Annotated in this window: 15 protein-coding genes and 1 pseudogene; 3 read left to right on the top strand and 13 right to left on the bottom strand. The window is 36.9% G+C overall.

Annotated features, from left to right (window positions below):
* Positions 1-212: 212 nt before the first annotated feature.
* Positions 213-863 (top strand): YczE/YyaS/YitT family protein, encoded by a 651-nt coding sequence (locus tag QNH20_RS08160; RefSeq protein WP_283923372.1) that lies wholly within the window; start codon positions 213-215, stop codon positions 861-863.
* Positions 864-1,106: 243 nt separating this feature from the next.
* On the opposite strand, the gene QNH20_RS08155 is transcribed toward QNH20_RS08160, so the two are convergent.
* The 9 genes from QNH20_RS08155 to QNH20_RS08115 form a co-directional block, all read right to left on the bottom strand.
* Positions 1,107-1,673, bottom strand: a complete 567-nt coding sequence (locus QNH20_RS08155; RefSeq protein WP_283922391.1) for a hypothetical protein — start codon at positions 1,671-1,673, stop codon at positions 1,107-1,109.
* Between the two features lie 648 nt (positions 1,674-2,321).
* A complete protein-coding gene (locus tag QNH20_RS08150; RefSeq protein WP_283922390.1) occupies positions 2,322-2,972 on the bottom strand; it encodes a YcnI family copper-binding membrane protein in 651 nt (216 codons plus the stop codon).
* A 23-nt stretch (positions 2,973-2,995) separates the two neighbouring features.
* The gene (locus QNH20_RS08145; protein ID WP_283922389.1) at positions 2,996-4,645 is read right to left on the bottom strand and encodes a copper resistance CopC/CopD family protein; all 1,650 of its coding nucleotides are present in this window, start codon (positions 4,643-4,645) and stop codon (positions 2,996-2,998) included.
* Positions 4,646-4,675: 30 nt separating this feature from the next.
* Entirely contained in the window at positions 4,676-5,251 is a 576-nt protein-coding gene (locus tag QNH20_RS08140; RefSeq protein ID WP_283922388.1) for a DeoR family transcriptional regulator, read from the bottom strand.
* 314 nt (positions 5,252-5,565) lie between these two features.
* Positions 5,566-6,864, bottom strand: coding sequence for an ABC transporter substrate-binding protein (locus QNH20_RS08135; RefSeq protein WP_283922387.1), 1,299 nt, complete (start codon positions 6,862-6,864; stop codon positions 5,566-5,568).
* Positions 6,865-6,882: 18 nt separating this feature from the next.
* Complete coding sequence (locus QNH20_RS08130; protein WP_283922386.1) at positions 6,883-7,713, bottom strand: carbohydrate ABC transporter permease; 831 nt, start codon at positions 7,711-7,713, stop codon at positions 6,883-6,885.
* An 18-nt stretch (positions 7,714-7,731) separates the two neighbouring features.
* Positions 7,732-8,577, bottom strand: coding sequence for a carbohydrate ABC transporter permease (locus QNH20_RS08125; protein ID WP_283923371.1), 846 nt, complete (start codon positions 8,575-8,577; stop codon positions 7,732-7,734).
* A 279-nt stretch (positions 8,578-8,856) separates the two neighbouring features.
* A complete protein-coding gene (locus tag QNH20_RS08120; protein ID WP_283922385.1) occupies positions 8,857-9,633 on the bottom strand; it encodes a nucleotidyltransferase domain-containing protein in 777 nt (258 codons plus the stop codon).
* Between the two features lie 227 nt (positions 9,634-9,860).
* Positions 9,861-10,055 (bottom strand): IDEAL domain-containing protein, encoded by a 195-nt coding sequence (locus QNH20_RS08115; protein WP_283922384.1) that lies wholly within the window; start codon positions 10,053-10,055, stop codon positions 9,861-9,863.
* Positions 10,056-10,379: 324 nt separating this feature from the next.
* Between QNH20_RS08115 and QNH20_RS08110 the strand changes: the two genes are divergently transcribed.
* The gene (locus QNH20_RS08110; protein ID WP_283922383.1) at positions 10,380-11,225 is read left to right on the top strand and encodes an alpha/beta fold hydrolase; all 846 of its coding nucleotides are present in this window, start codon (positions 10,380-10,382) and stop codon (positions 11,223-11,225) included.
* 19 nt (positions 11,226-11,244) lie between these two features.
* Here the strand turns inward: QNH20_RS08110 and QNH20_RS08105 are convergent.
* The 4 genes and pseudogenes from QNH20_RS08105 to desA form a co-directional block, all read right to left on the bottom strand.
* Positions 11,245-11,511: pseudogene (locus QNH20_RS08105) on the bottom strand (MFS transporter); the annotation flags it as partial.
* Between the two features lie 107 nt (positions 11,512-11,618).
* Positions 11,619-12,218: a response regulator transcription factor gene (locus QNH20_RS08100; protein WP_283922382.1), complete on the bottom strand. Its 600-nt coding sequence runs from the start codon at positions 12,216-12,218 to the stop codon at positions 11,619-11,621.
* Positions 12,215-13,351: a sensor histidine kinase gene (locus QNH20_RS08095; protein WP_283922381.1), complete on the bottom strand. Its 1,137-nt coding sequence runs from the start codon at positions 13,349-13,351 to the stop codon at positions 12,215-12,217. The genes QNH20_RS08100 and QNH20_RS08095 overlap by 4 nt, the downstream gene beginning before the upstream one ends.
* Positions 13,352-13,399: 48 nt before the next feature.
* Entirely contained in the window at positions 13,400-14,431 is a 1,032-nt protein-coding gene (desA, locus tag QNH20_RS08090) for a Delta(5) desaturase DesA (protein WP_283922380.1), read from the bottom strand.
* A 377-nt stretch (positions 14,432-14,808) separates the two neighbouring features.
* Here desA and QNH20_RS08085 point away from each other — a divergent pair, with 377 nt between their 5' ends.
* On the top strand, positions 14,809-15,582 hold the full coding sequence (locus tag QNH20_RS08085) for an alpha/beta fold hydrolase (protein WP_283922379.1): 774 nt from the start codon (positions 14,809-14,811) through the stop codon (positions 15,580-15,582).
* Positions 15,583-15,606: the final 24 nt, after the last annotated feature.

The raw sequence follows: 15,606 nt of genomic DNA, 5'->3' as shown, positions 1-15,606 counted from the left end.
CTAAATCATTAGTTTATAGAAGAAACATATCTTCTTTAACATAATTGCTGACGAAAATGGTTAAAATGATCGACCTTTTAGGCTGAGTCCATTTAAAGATTAATCATATCTGACCATAATTCAAATTTACTATTGAAAAAAAGAACAAAGCATTTTAAGATATGGGGATAGGTTTTAATATTCAGAAAAATCAGCAAGGTCAATGGGGGCTACTGGAGTTGAAACTCTTTCAGTATTTTTTATTCTTTTTGGGGTTAACCTTTTTTGGGCTGGGTAATGCCATCGCCGTTAAAGTTAAATATATTGGACTGCATCCATGGGAGGTTCTAAATGTGGCACTTTATCAGCATTTTGGTTTAACCATTGGAACATGGGGTGTGGTATGTGGACTCGTCCTAATCATCATTTCCTTGTTTGTTGCCCGAAGCTATATTAGCATAGGTACTATTTTAAATGCCCTTTGTATTGGACCCATCATGGACTTTTTTCTCTGGTTAGATATTCTTCCAAAGGCAACGAATACATGGCTTGATTATCTTATTCTCCTTTCTGGCATTATTATTACAGGAATCGGTGGTGGAATGTATGTAGCAGCAGGGATAGGTGCCGGACCACGAGATGGCTTTATGCTTTCTATCTCTGATAAAACTAGGTTATCGGTAAGCCAAGCACGTATGATAGTTGAAAGCCTCGTCTTAATCATTGGGTTTTTATTAGGCGGCCCGGTGTTTATCGCCACTTTCCTTTATACGTTTATACAAAGTCCAGTTTTTCACAGCTCTTTAAAGGTATTTAAGGGATTAGTGGAAACTTCAAAAAGAAAAAAAGCCAGACACAAGAAGGAATCGCTTTATTATCACTAAAAAGCCCTCACTTTCGAAGGCTTATTTTTATATGACCTTTTTCACCCCCTAATTCGAGAATCCAATAAGGAAAAACAAATCCAATCGGTGGTCCCGTTACACCGACAATGGGGAATTTTAATAAAAGAGATAGATTAACTTAATGTAAATATAAGCTTGGACTACAAAGTCAGTTAACACCACTTGCAAATGATTTAAGTAGTAAAGTATCTTATTCCCCACATAGTTCCCCCTATATTAACTCTAAATTACTTCCACTCTATCAGTACAATATTCGTGGTAATAATTTTGAACATAGGGTGACAGCTTCCCTTCGTATATTAATTCAAGAGATGCCGATTCCTTAATATCCTGAGGGGTTACTAGGGAAAGAGGTTTTTGTCTTTTTATTGGAATACCTGATTCTTCTAAGAGAGCTGCTACAAAGTGGGAGCAAAAGTAGGCATTCTTTCTATCAATTTCCAAGTTTAGCATCACAGCAATCAACCCGATGAGATTGTATCTGTATTTATTCTTATGTAATTCCATTTCCCTTATTTTAGCGATGATCTTTTGAAATTGTTTTTCAGTGATGGTAACACAATAAATGGCACAATCAGCATTCCTAAATAAACCACCGCGAATGTTCTCTTGTACGAATCCTGCTACAAAAGGATTCCTCGGATTTCTTCTGCCAAAACTATAAACCTTGTTAAAGTGATCATCAATCACAATGGAAGCATGGTTATGAGGTTTCTTTGTAAATAGCTTGATTATTTTTGTAAAAATAGTGCCAGTGTCTGTTAGAAGTACGTATATTTTTCTATTCATTATAAAAACCTCCTGTAAAGCTCAGTTTTGGGAGGAGAAAGTAAATTTCTTACGAAGGCTGATCTTCCCTATAGATAAGTCTAAATGGCACAGCATAAATAGGGAACAATCTCAAGTTTTATATTCGTCTAAGACCTGGGGCCTAGATTATTGCTTAATGTAATTTGCCAACAACAAAAAACCTATTTTTACCTAATTTATAATTAACTGTTTATCTTATTATAGTTTTAATTTTATTAGATTGGGAGTAAATATGAGGAAAAATTTAATATTTTTTCCTTCTATACAAAAAAAGTCCATAAAATAATGGATTCCAGTTAGGCTAATTTTGGTATCTGAACTTTCTGTAACTCTTTTAAGGTAAAAAAGCATACAAAGATGATAAGCACAAATATCAGAAAAATATTGTTTACACCAACCTTAGAAATAAGAATTCCTGTTTATAGAGCAGAACTCTTATTTAAATCCAAATATCAATAAGGATAATAACAAGATTTTTATAACACAACATAAGTAAAACTTATTATATAAGCAAAAGCACCCGTTTAGAGGCGCTTGTGCTGGGTAATTCTCAAAGTCGAAATTTCTTATCAATTAAAAAAACAGGAGATGCCCAAGGCTTCTCCTGTTTTCATAAATGAGATTTGGTTATTTTTTACGGAATGCGAGAATAAGTGCTGCAAGAGAGAGTAATGCTGCTGCACAAGAAATAATAAGTGGAAGAGAATTTGATGTTTCATCCTCTTTCTCTGCCTCGTTTGTTTGTGCATTGTCTGTTTTTTCAGCATGTTCTGTCACTGTAGTATCATGATGATCGGTCGATGTTGCCGTCACAATATCGGTAATGGCATGCGGAGAATCAGAACCTTCATCACCAGTCCACTCTACGATACTGCCATCTTTGTAATACTGAAATGCATCCCATGCGGCTTTTGTTGCTTTTTCAGGATTTTTTGCTACAAACACAAATTGTTGGAATTGCCCGGCTTGGATTCCCTCCCCAGTTGCTTCAAATGTAAAGGTTTTTACTTTTCCATTTGCTTCTTTTTCTGCAGAATACACCCAACCAGGAACCGGTTGATAGGACATAATCTCTACTCCATCAGGGACTTTTACGGTAACTTTTGTCGTTGCCACATCTTTTTCAACAGGAACCTTTAACGTATAGGTTTCCCAGGCACCAGTTGCGGATGTTTTCGGGGTTACTGTCACATGCGCACTGGCAGCACTTGAAAAGAAAAATAAACTTATTACTGCTGGAATAATTATTTTTGAAAGTTTTAACATTATTTTTTTCATTGGGATTCTCCTCGAATGTTTTTTTATTGGCTTCCAACTAATACGCTAAAATCGGTATCGATACTTTCTAAAGACTTAGTCAAAACGTGAACATGTACGTTCCAGTCTCCAGTCATTATGAAATGCAAACCCTTCACTTCATACTTGCCTTCAGAAACTTTGTTTAGATTAACTGTTTCTTTTCCCATATCCATATCAAGCATGGTGAAGGTTAAGTGTAATTGCTCAATATCTTTGATTGGCTTCCCTTGGGAGTCTTTTAGCGTAACTTCAAATAAATTTTCCCCAATTATATTAGGGGTTACTCTTAATGTGACTTGATTGCCTTGATCTACTACAATTGATTCCTTAAATGGTCCTGGAGATTGCATTGCTGTTGGTAAATTGGTTAGAACCACTGAAAGTATTAGGATGATCACTCCAATGGAAAGTTCGCCCCATAGTGAAGCTGTCAGTCCCCTTTCCTTTTTTCTTTTTCCATTCATAAAATTTACTCCAGCAAGCATGAGCATTAATAGGAACAATATAACTTTACCAGCTAACACCTTTCCGTAGTTCGTTTGAACAAGGGATGAGAGGTTTGGAATATATAATAAACTGGCAAACACACCAGTGAAAGTTAAAAGAATAACAAGGATGATGCCCCATTTTGAAAAACGTTTTAACATTTGTAAATAATCTTGCTTCGTTTCTGCGCTTTTCCGCAATGGTAATAGCGCTGTAAAACCGATTAAACTACCTATCCAAATCGATGCAGCAAGCAAATGAAGAAAATCCATTGATATGGTTAAAAATTGGTTGGTTTGGGCTGCAGCATGACTTGTTATCGCCTTTGTCAGCAATAATGCTGCACCTAAACCAAAACAAGCCCATAGAATGACTCTATTTCTACTCTTAGCCATCCGGAGAAAGAAAGTTATGAGAGCAAGCGCCAAAAGGATTCCAGTCTGGTAAATCCACGTTTGACCAAATGTCGTGTTTTTTATAATATTTTCAAATAATTGAAAGCTAAACACTTCACTCCATGGATAACCAGATTCAATAGTTGTTTGTAATGGCAAATTTAACAGGATACTAAGTAATAAGAGTACAAAACTCGTACATAACAATCTATAGAAAATCTTATCGGCTACACCATTTTGTCGAAATCCTTTTGGCAAAACAACCAAGTAAAAAAAGAGGATCCCGACAAAGCAGGCATTACTGAGATATTGCAGCCAACGGATGATGATAAGATCCGCTTTCGGGGTATAGCCTTTTGTTTCTTTATGTATAACAGCTGTCCCTTGATCTTCAGTTCCAATTTGAAAGGGGATGACTCCCTCAACAGGATGGCCGTCACTTGAAACAACCTTCCATTTTATTCGATACTTACCATCTGGTAGGTTCTCCTTCAATCCGCTCTTTAGAATTGATGGTTGTTTTGGATCAACCTTCCCATTTTTTTTATCGACCCTGTTCCCTTCCGAATCAAAAACCTTTATCGAATTAAATGCCAGCTGGATCGATTCATCAAATTGAATCATAACCTCGTTTGGTGACTTTTCAACAGTCTCATTTTCTAACGGAGTGGATTTTTTAATATAAGCATGAGCCGAAAAAATAGACGGAAATAAAAATAGGAAAAGAGTAAAAAGAACCATGAACATGCTGAATTTCATTTTTACATTCAATCAATCACTCCCCTAAAGGGTAGAATTTTTTTATTTTTTACAAGAACATCCTCCAGCACCATTCATTCTTTTTTGAATTTCATCCATTGCCTCTTCAAAGCGCATCATAACTCCGCCAAAGCCTCTCTGAAATTGTTCCGCTTGCTTTATAGATTCAAATGTTAATACTTGCGGCTGGCAGCAATTCAAATTGAAATCGGTGCCCATTAGATAATAGGCCATTTTAGCACTAATAGTAGAATTCTGAAGAAAGTCTCGGCAGATAATTTGTGAAACATCTTTTTCGATATCCTTGTACCTTAATAAACCACAATGTGGACAACATAATTGCTCCACTTTTAAATCATTGGTAATAATTTGAACGGGGTGACGGCTATTTAATTCCTTTAAGCAATACGTACAAGTAGTTAAAGACATCTTTGAAATAGGTGCTAACGAGATACCCCCAGAAGTTTTGATAATTTCTTTATCTTCTAATAATGGCTTAATATCCCTATACACCGTCATTTCTGAAACATTTAACCGTCTGCTAATCTCAGTAATTGCTAAAGATCCCTCTTCTCTCAACCATTTTAACAACTCCTGCCTCCGTTCAATTGGTAACATATTCATCCCCCTCTTCATCCAAAATACCTTATCCCCCGATGTTAAGTTTAATTCATGTTAACAACATTAACAACATGACTATGTGAATAATTTGTGAATATTTGTTGAATTTTCACATTTTTAAACATAAAAATAACAACATCATTATCTTTCTCCTGAGAGTCTTTAGAAACCAAAAGGGCCACTATTTATTAAAATAGTGACCCTCTTGGTTCTATGAAAAACTGAAACAAAACGATAAAGAGTAAGACGATGCTCTTAACATTCCATCAAACCTGGCTGAATATGATACTCAATGGTTAGAGTATTTCTCTTTATTTTTGACTTTTATCTAATGCCCTTTGCGCCTCTTTTTGGGCGTCCTGTAATGCTTTTTCAGCGGAGATACCTTCAATTTCTACTTTATCAGCAGCCTTTACAAGTGCATCATAGATTTTCCCGCCGGTTGGATCGACAAATGGTGGTGTGGCAATCTGTGCCTGCTGAAGGGGCACTGTGATTTGCGGATTCTTTTCGGCGAACTCTTTGAAGGCTGGAACATCCTGCGCAGATTTTCTTACAGGAATATAGCCGGATTTAATTGACCAATCAGCGGTGTTTTCAGCATTAGTGAAAAATTCCAGCCATTTAAAGGCTGCCTTTTTTTGTTTCTCTGAAGCAAGTGCCGGAATAGCTCCCATATGGGCGCCCGCATGTGGTGCAGCTTGTTTTCCTTCCCAGCCTGGCTGTGGGTAGGCGCCAAGAATCGAAAAGTCCAGATCGCCCTGGTCACCGCTTGAACCGGTATATCCCGCTGCACGCCCCTTTATTACATCATCAATCGTTTTATACCAATACTCCCAGCCCTGTCCATCGTGATGGATTGCCATTGATTTATCTTCGTGAATTCCTTTTTTGAAAAATTCCCATGCATGCACCCATTCTGGTGAATCGATGACCACTTTTTTGCCATCCTCGCTTAAATATTTTCCTCCATTACTGAGTGCAGCATCAATCATATTGTCAGGACCCCACATCGGCTCCCACCCATAAACCTCCGTATTGTTTCCATTTTTCTTTGTTAATTGTTTAGCTGCCTCAGAAAGAGATTCCCATGTTTTCAGCTGTTCGGGGGAGATCTCGGCTTTTTCAAACATATCCTTGCGGTAATAAAGAACTTGGGTTGTGCCATAAAGCGGGAGGGCATACTGCTCCCCATTAATTCTTCCTTGCTGATAAAAAGCATCCACAAAATCCTCCGGATGAAAATCAGCATCGTCTTTTATGTATTTTGACAGTGGTGCAAGTGTTCCTTTTTTCGCAAACGTATTCATTGGGTCGTTTTTCAGAAGAACAGCAGCCGGAACTTTTTTCGCAGCAATAGCCGCTTGCAGCTTTTGCAGGGTTTCATCATATGAACCTTGAGCAACACCAATGACTTTTACTGCATCTTGACTTTTATTAAATTCTTTAATTCTATTTTCTACACCCTTCCCCAGCTTCCCGCCAAGGCCATACCAAAACTCAATTTCCACAGGTCCCTTCGCCGACGATTCTGTAGAAGAACAGCCCGTAATCAATGACACTAGGAAAATTACAATTGTACTTATTGAGATAAGCTTTTTAGTAAACATGTTTATTCATCCCCTTTATTATCCTTTTAGTCCTTGGTCACTTATTCCAGAGATAATCCACTTTTGCACAAACACAAACAAGATTAATAATGGCAGTACGGCGAAGGCGCTTGCAGCCATAATAAGCGGCCATTGGATGCCATAGGCCCCTTCTTGAATAAAAAATTGTCTTAACCCCGTTGTGATCAGATATTTACTTTGACTCGTTGTAATTAACGTTGGCCAAAGATAATTATTATAGTTTTGGACAAAGCTAATTAATGCAAATGTAATGAAGGTGGCTTTTGTTGCCGGAAAAATAATCTTCCAAATAATCGTCCAGTGCCTTGCACCATCGACCTTTGCTGCCTCCACTAATTCTCTTGGAACCTGCATGAACGCCTGCCTAAATAGAAATATCCCAAAAACACTCACAGCATTAGATAAAATCAAGCCTTTATACGAATCTAGCAATTGAAAATCGGCTAATATTACGTAGCTTGGTACATACGTTGCAGCAACTGGCAGCATATACGTAATCAAAATAATGGAAAATAGCAGGTTTTTTCCTTGAAATTTTATTTGTGTAAAGGCATAAGCGATTAACGCTGAATTTACTACTTGAATCAAGACAATTGCGCTTGCTGTAAAAACACTGTTAAAAATATACTGATCAAATGGAGCCATCTCCCATGCTTCCGAGAAATGGTGCCACATCGGCTTTTCCGGCCACATAGTTGGCGGAAATTGCCATATTTCATCCTTTGTTTTAAGGGCACTGATCACCATCCACAAGAAAGGGAAAACCATCATTATACTTAGAAAGATCAAACTAACATGCTTTGCTGCCAAAATAGTTACCTTTTTCAATTCATAATGCCCCCTTTCTTATTGGTAATGAACCCATCGCTTTGATAACAAGAATTGAATGAACGAAAATGCCGCAGTTATGACAACTAACAAGATTGCAGTGGCAGTTGCTTTACCCATATTGAATTCTTCAAATGCAGTCTGATAGTAGAAATAAAGCATCGTTCTTGTACTTCCTGCCGGTCCTCCCTGTGTCAAAACCTGAATTTGGTCATAGGCCTGCAGAGCATCGATAGAGGTAATCACGACCAAAAACAATGTGGTTGGCGAAATAAAAGGAATCGTAATATGTAAAAATTGCCGCCATTTGCTTGCCCCATCTAATGCAGCAGCTTCATAAAGGCTGACTGGTACTTTTTTCAAAGCATTTAAATAAAAAATCATCGTCCAGCCTACACCCTTCCAAATGCTGACAATTATTACCGCCGGCATTGCCCATGTCGAGCTTGAAGTCCATTCCAGCGCTGGCAGGTGAAACAGGTTTAAAACCCAATTTGCTAGTCCGACTTTGGGCTCATAAATCCAAGACCAAACAATGGAAACGGCAACGGTTGGCGTAACCCATGGGGAAAAAATCAATGTCCGATATATCCCCATACCTTTTCCATTCCCACTTACTAATAACGCAAGCATCAGTCCACCCACAACACAGGGAATAACCACTCCCATCGAAAAAATAAGCGTATTTAGCAGCACAGAGTAAAACGCCAGGTCAGATAAAAGATCGGAATAATTACTGAAACCTACATATTCATATCCAGGACTGACATAATCCCAATCAGTAAAACTAATTAGAAGTGATCTAGCCATCGGATATATCCAAAATATGATTAATGGTATTATGGCGGGCAGAATAAACAGCATAGGAGTAATTGAAAATTTCCTTCTCGTTCCTTTTAACGCTAGTAAACCTTTATTCGGCTTTAGTTTTGCAGCAGGTACACTCACATCATCACCCCCTTATTCAATTTATGAATTAATCTCTATTAAACGCATTCAAAAATTGAATTCATTTCAATCTTACCAGTGGTTTCCTTTTATGTAAACATTAAAAATTAAAAAAATTGTCATATTTTCTGTTTTCTTGCCATTGACAAATAAAAATTAAAAACCGCTTGGGGCTCCCAAACGGCTTTTTAATGATTAATATTCTGTCCAAACTTCTTCTAGAACTTCTCTGAACAATTGATCCAATTTTGGTGTGATATCTTCTTTCGAAACTTTCAAGATCTTAGTATATTCCTCTAAACGATTGATTTCTCTTTTTATAAAGTCATTAATAACAGTGACTTTCTGTTCGAGGTTTAACTCATCCCCTCTAATTTTCCTTTCTAATAATGTAAGGATTTCATGCTTAAGTTGTCCCTCATCAAGGAGTTCTTCGACCAAAATTTGAAATTCTATTGGGGGAACGGTATTATGCTTTTCAATCCAGATACAGGCTAAAATTGGGCGCAGGACATAAAAATATTTCTTAATTTTCACTTGATCGCGATGGAGATAATCACGAAAATTACCTTTCGCCATATTTAAATAATGAAATAGTGCCGATTGCGGTAAAAATACTTTTTCTTGAATTGCCTTCATTTTGTCCACTAGAGTATAAGCTTGATAATAAACAATTCCCGAATGAAGCCATTCCATTAATGGGGGATTTGATTTTTTGAAAAGTCTTAGTGCTTTGCTCAATTCCCAGCCATTAATATCGAGGAGTTCATTAATTGGAAGCTCGATGACATCTCGTTTTTGGTCAATCGACAAATACCAATTTTTTTTATGAACATAAATAAATCTGACATCATAATCGCTGTCCTTGGAAGGAAACCCCCATGCCCTGCTCCCGGACTCTACTGCATAACAAACCTTTACTTCATATTGCTCTTCAATTCGTTTAATTTCTGCGAGAATTTTTTCTTTCAACTAAACCACTCCCTACACACTCACTGCCTAAAAATATCATACATAAAAGCAACACCTAATGACAATTAGCATGAAATGGTGCCTAAAACCATTGGTTAGAATATGAATTTTCTAATTTTCTTCCTGCGTTTTCTTTATTTTCCTCATTTGACTGAAACGGCCAAGAATCCCCAGTCCTATGGATTGGGGATTCTTTTTTAGTAAAAGTAGGTTCCTTTGTAATTGACTTACGAAATTTTCTTTAATTCCTCAGTTAGTTTAAGGAATAATTCCTTGTTCCCATCCTGTAATGTTTGGTCGATTTCCTTGCGGATTTTCTTCCTTTTAAATTCAATCAGGGCATTGTTTAGGAACATCTCAGCAACTGCAGCATCTGTATACTCATCCGAATGTTGTGGTGAATTAAGTAATTTCTTTTCCATGGAAATCAACTCCTTAAGCTTTTTTTTATTATACAGGTAGTTTTCTAAAAATTCAAACATTTAATTTATAAAATCCAAAAAAAATTTTGGAAATTAGAAAAATGTGTTTGGCTCATTTTGTCCTCCTTCGGTGGACATTTCACCAAATAACAATTTAATTTTATATTATCAGATTCGCAGTCCATTGTACTAATTTTCAAAAAATTAACAAATCAATACCTTCTTATCCATTGGTCTCTCATCAATATATTTTTTCGTGTATGGATTGAAAATTAGGGAATATTAATTTCAACTATTAATTTATAGGATTAGGAGGAAGAGTGTATGGAACAGGCTGTATACACCGGCTATCAGGCAATAAATAACATTAATGTTTATTATGAATTTTATCCACATCAAACATCGGAAAAAACGTTTGTTTTATTACATGGTTTTCTTTCTTCCACCTTCACCTTTCGCCATTTAACTTCACTATTGAAAAAGGAATATCAAGTACTATCAGTTGATCTTCCCCCATTTGGAAAAAGTGCAAAATGCAATCAATATGTATATTCCTATAAAAACCTCGCGTACACCGTTATCAAACTGACTGAATCTTTAGGTTTAAAAAATATGACCTTTATAGGACATTCTATGGGTGGACAAATCGTTCTTAATATTCTGCACATGATGCCAGAGCTTGCCGACAAAGCTATTCTACTGTGCAGCTCAGCCTATTTGAAACGCTCTAAATTCCCATTAATCATTTCCAGCTATATTCCATATTTCCATAAATTCGTGAAATATTGGTTTGCTCGAACAGGAGTGAAGAAAAATCTTCAAGATGCACTTTACAATCACTCCATTATTAATGAAGAAATGATTAACGGTTACTTGCAGCCCTTTTTAGAAGATGAAATTTTCGTGGCACTTACAAGAATGATTCGTGACCGCGAGGGAGACCTTCCTGTCGAAGTTCTTAAGCAAATCAAAACCCCGTGCTTATTAATTTGGGGTGATCATGATAAGTCGATGCCACTTAAAATAGGAGAGCAACTGAACAGAGATTTAACCAACTCTGAACTAATCGTTTTAAAAGAAACTGGCCATGCTCTTCCAGAAGAACGTCCAATCGAAGTGTATGAATATATCAAAAGTTTTTTAGGAAAATTTCAAACGGCAGCCGATTAATAATGATATTTTTTGCCGTTTAAAATTTATTTCTTGGAACAAGAAAAATATAGAAAAAAACCGCTCCAGCCCCAGCACATAAAATATCAATTCCCATTTGTATAGTAGTATCTTCTCCTCCTATACCAACTAGCGGAGCTACGAGTGCGCCCATGGCAAGCGATAAAACCCCTAAGAGAGCTGAGGCACTGCCTGCATTTTTGCCTTGCTTTTACATGGCAAGCGAAAATCCTGATGTATTAACTACCCCAACACTTGAAACAACAAAAAATAATGGCACCAAAATAAATAATTAGCCTGTATGTGTATAATTTCCAGAAAAATAAATCTGTTTTACGCTTGTAAAATAAATAAGGAGATTATATACGGTACCTGTCACCGTATATAATCTCCTTATTTAAACCATCCCTTTTCTTTTGATTGTGTAATAGCTTCGATCCGGTTTTTAACTTCGAGTTTGTCTAAAATAATGGAAATGTAGTTCCGGACTGTCCCAGTTTTGATGCTGAGCTCTTCGGCAATTTCTTTCGTGTTCTTTCCGTCCGCAACAAGCTCTAGAACTTCTTTTTCCCGGTCGGTTAGCGGATTTTCTTCACCGTACACATCATCCATTAATTCTGGGGCATAAATTCGTCTTCCAGCCATCACGCTTCTAATGGAACTCGCCAGCTCTTCACTTGGACTATCCTTCAACAAATACCCGCTCACACCAGCCTTTACCGCACGCTGAAAATAACCTGTTCGGGCGAAAGTTGTTAAAATGATTACTTTACAGCCAAGACCTTTAAGCTCTTCGGCTGCCTCAAGGCCGCTTTTTCCGGGCATTTCAATATCCATAATGCAGATATCAGGCTGAAATTTCTTTACTAGTGCTACGGCCTCTTCTCCATTTGAGGCCTTCCCGACTACTTCCATATCATCTTCTAAATTAAGCAGCGAACCAAAGGCTCCTAAAAGCATTTGCTGGTCTTCAGCAATAACGATTCTAATCATTTTTTGTCCTCCTCATCCAAAGGTTTGACATCATTAGGTACTCTTATCATTAAAGTTGTTCCATCTTTTGTCAAGAGTTCAAGACTGCCATTAATAAATTCCAGCCGTTCTTTCATGCCAATCAATCCATGACCCTCTGCTAAGATACCTGTTTGACCCTTAAAAACACCGTCATCACGAATCGTCAAAACTGTTTCCTTCCACGATTGCTCGATCGAAATGAAACAAGTTTTAGCTTCACTATGTTTCACTACATTGTTTACAGCCTCTTTCAGACACATGCTTAAAATATTCTCAGTTAACAGTGAAACATTTGCCAAGGTGAAGTCACCTTTACTAACAAAATTAATTTGTGCCGCTTTAATCATTTGTTTAACCCGAAGAATTTCATCTTTTAAGCGGATACCGCGCATCGAAGAGACCATTTTTCTAACTTCACTTAAGGCCGTCCGTGCTGTTTGCTGAACATCTTTTAATTCCTGCCGTGCCTGTTCTGGATCCTTCACAATCAATCTCCGTGCCAAATCTGACTTCAAACCAATCAATGAAAGCTTTTGCCCAAGTGTATCATGAAGGTCACGAGCAATTCTATTCCGCTCCTCAATTTTGACTAGCTCTGAAATCCTTTTGTTTGCATCCTCCAGCTTTTCTTCTAGCTGTCCCCGCTCGTTCCGATTATGAATGCTAAATGGAAGAAGGATGACACTGATCCAAACAATGATGACAAAGGGCAGCTGTTGTAAAAATAATTTCTCATGCATAACAATGTTATAGTTGATTGATACAGAGGTACTAATTAAATGAATAAAATACAAGGTAAAAAAGGGAATACGGTCTTTAATATTTCCAATAAAATAGGCTAAGAAAAAGGCGAAATAAACATAACTGAAAAGGCTGGACGCTGTGATTGAGATTCCAATTAGGATCAATGTCCAAAGATACACTGGCCAGCCTTTTGAGATAAATGCAATCCGGTAGAGGATAAAGAACACCAAGGTAAGTAATATCCCCACAACAATTTCAATAGTGGAAGGTGATTGGAAGATAAAGTAAAAAGGTAGTATGCAAAGAATTGTCCAAATATATGGTGCAATACCATTATTTTTTTGGAATGTAAAATACCTTTTAATCATGAACGAAACCTCATTTTCGAATAAACTACTTTACTCTTCTATTTTACCTTACTCCGCTTTCATTTTTCCTATTACATTCTCCATTTTAGCTAAAATTCTTACATCTTTAAACCGAACAAACTTTTTGCTTTCTTCATCCCATAGATGGAATTTCAACGAACTAAAGCTTGTACCTAAAGTAATGGTCGGTACATTTTGCAATGGAGGTGTATTATTATGTGCTTCTTCAAGCTTATAATTTGGAACTCTTGGGCTTAAATGGTGAACATGGTGATAGCCAATATTACCAGTCAACCATTGTAGAACTTTCGGCAGTTTATAGTATGAACTTCCTTCTACCGCTGCCTTCACATATTCCCAATCCTTATCTTCTTCAAAATAAGAATCCTCAAAAGTATGCTGCACATAAAAGAGCCAGATCCCAGCAGAGCCTGCAATTAAGAAGATTGGACCCTCTACCAATAGGAATGATTCCCAGCCAATTGACCAGCAAAGTAAACCTGTCAATGAAATTAATGAAACATTGGTTAAATAGGTATTGAGGCGTTCCTTAAGCCTCGCGCCTTTTCTGTTAAAGCGATTTTTGATAACGAATACATAAATAGGACCTAAAATAAACATAACAAATGGATTACGATACAAGCGATACCCTAAACGAGCCCAAAATGATGCAGACGAATATTCATCAACCGTAAGCATCCAAATATCTCCGGTCCCGCGCTTATCGAGGTTACTGCTTGTCGCGTGATGGACGGAATGGTCATGTGCCCATTGACTATATGGAAATACCGTTAAAATTCCAGTTATGGTTCCAAGGATCTTATTTGCTTTCCGATTTTTAAAGAAGGAATGGTGACAGCAATCATGGAAAATGATAAATGTACGCACCATAAATCCTGCGGCAACTACTGCAATCGCCAAGGTAAGAAAATATGAAATTGACAGACTTTTGTAGGCAAGAAACCATAATAAAATAAAAGGTACGATTGTATTAATAACCTGCCATACACTGGCTTTTGTATTTGACTTTTCAAATGGAGCAACTTGCTTACGCAAACTTTTTTGTCTTTCGTTCGTCATAGTTTAAATTCCCTTCCTCTTCTTTGTTATCTCAAAGTATAGAGAAAGAAAGAAATGCAAAAAAGTAATACGTGTCATGTACAAACCATGATAAATGTCATGTTTAGCACTAAAAATTAATACCAGGTACTAACAAAATCCTTTTTCCTTAAGTTTTTTATAAGAATGTTTAGAATAAGCACCTTGAATTTTTTTATATAAAAATTTTTTTCCAAGTGAATCCCCCTGCCGTTTGCTTAAATTGTATATGTAACTTACATATATTAGGGAATAAATATCTTGGTGCTACTATATAATAGTTTAGTTAGAAATTAATAGATGACTACACACTACACATATTTGCAACATAGTATATAAGACAATAGGAGGAATCAAAATTGGGAGAAATTTTCACCGTTTGCTCCGGTATTCCTTATTTGCGGTTTGGCCTGGGGGATCCATTAGTTTTTATCCATGGTCTTGGAGAAGTAAAAGAGGGCTGGGCAAATCAGTTTGAATTCGCTGATCAGTTTGACTTAATTATTCCTGATTTACGTGGACATGGTGAGTATCAATCACCAGGTGAGATCTCAATTAAAAACTTTGCTCACGATGTCATTTCTCTATTAAAAGGGCTTGGAATTAGTAGTGCACATATTTGCGGCTTGTCGATGGGTGGAATGGTGGCACAAGAAATTTATCGCCAAGCTCCCGAAATATGCCGATCATTAATGCTTGTCAGTACTTTACATTATGCTCCAAAACAACTAGGGAAATTGTTTTTAAAATCTCGCAAGGCACATGCCGAAAATAAATCCCCTGATGTTCTAAGAGAAACGGCGGCAAAGGTTTGCCTTTACTCTTGGACAAAAGAAAATACCGAAAGCTTTTATCAGTTTTATAAGCCGAATAGTGAATTCTATTTCAAGGCAATGGAGGACTGCCTTAAAGTAAATAACCTACGTTTACTTCCTAAAATTAATGTTCCTACCTTAATCATTGGCGGACAATATGATTCTGTTATCCCTGTTTGGGTTCAATTATTAATGCATAAACAAATTCCCCATTCGGAGTTTGTCATCTTCAGGAATACTGGCCACATTGCTAAACTCGAGGCTAAAGATGCCTTTAACAAAGTACTCCGCAACTTTTTAAATAAACACAAATCCTAAGGGGAGAACCTCCCCTTCCTCCTC

Origin of the sequence: Neobacillus sp. WH10, from assembly GCF_030123405.1 — a bacterium.
GTDB lineage: Bacteria > Bacillota > Bacilli > Bacillales > Cytobacillaceae > Neobacillus.
Note: the sequence above shows the minus strand (reverse complement) of the source record. Positions and strands in the feature narration are given on the sequence as shown.

Bases quoted from the DNA above. Each gene is read 5' to 3' on its own strand.
- QNH20_RS08155 (WP_283922391.1), bottom strand. From the start codon at position 1,673: ATGAATAGAAAAATATACGTACTTCTAACAGACACTGGCACTATTTTT.
- QNH20_RS08150 (WP_283922390.1), bottom strand. From the start codon at position 2,972: ATGAAAAAAATAATGTTAAAACTTTCAAAAATAATTATTCCAGCAGTA.
- QNH20_RS08140 (WP_283922388.1), bottom strand. From the start codon at position 5,251: ATGTTACCAATTGAACGGAGGCAGGAGTTGTTAAAATGGTTGAGAGAA.
- QNH20_RS08135 (WP_283922387.1), bottom strand. From the start codon at position 6,864: ATGTTTACTAAAAAGCTTATCTCAATAAGTACAATTGTAATTTTCCTA.
- QNH20_RS08125 (WP_283923371.1), bottom strand. From the start codon at position 8,577: ATGCTGTTTATTCTGCCCGCCATAATACCATTAATCATATTTTGGATA.
- QNH20_RS08115 (WP_283922384.1), bottom strand. From the start codon at position 10,055: ATGGAAAAGAAATTACTTAATTCACCACAACATTCGGATGAGTATACA.
- QNH20_RS08110 (WP_283922383.1), top strand. From the start codon at position 10,380: ATGGAACAGGCTGTATACACCGGCTATCAGGCAATAAATAACATTAAT.
- QNH20_RS08100 (WP_283922382.1), bottom strand. From the start codon at position 12,218: ATGATTAGAATCGTTATTGCTGAAGACCAGCAAATGCTTTTAGGAGCC.
- QNH20_RS08095 (WP_283922381.1), bottom strand. From the start codon at position 13,351: ATGATTAAAAGGTATTTTACATTCCAAAAAAATAATGGTATTGCACCA.
- desA (WP_283922380.1), bottom strand. From the start codon at position 14,431: ATGACGAACGAAAGACAAAAAAGTTTGCGTAAGCAAGTTGCTCCATTT.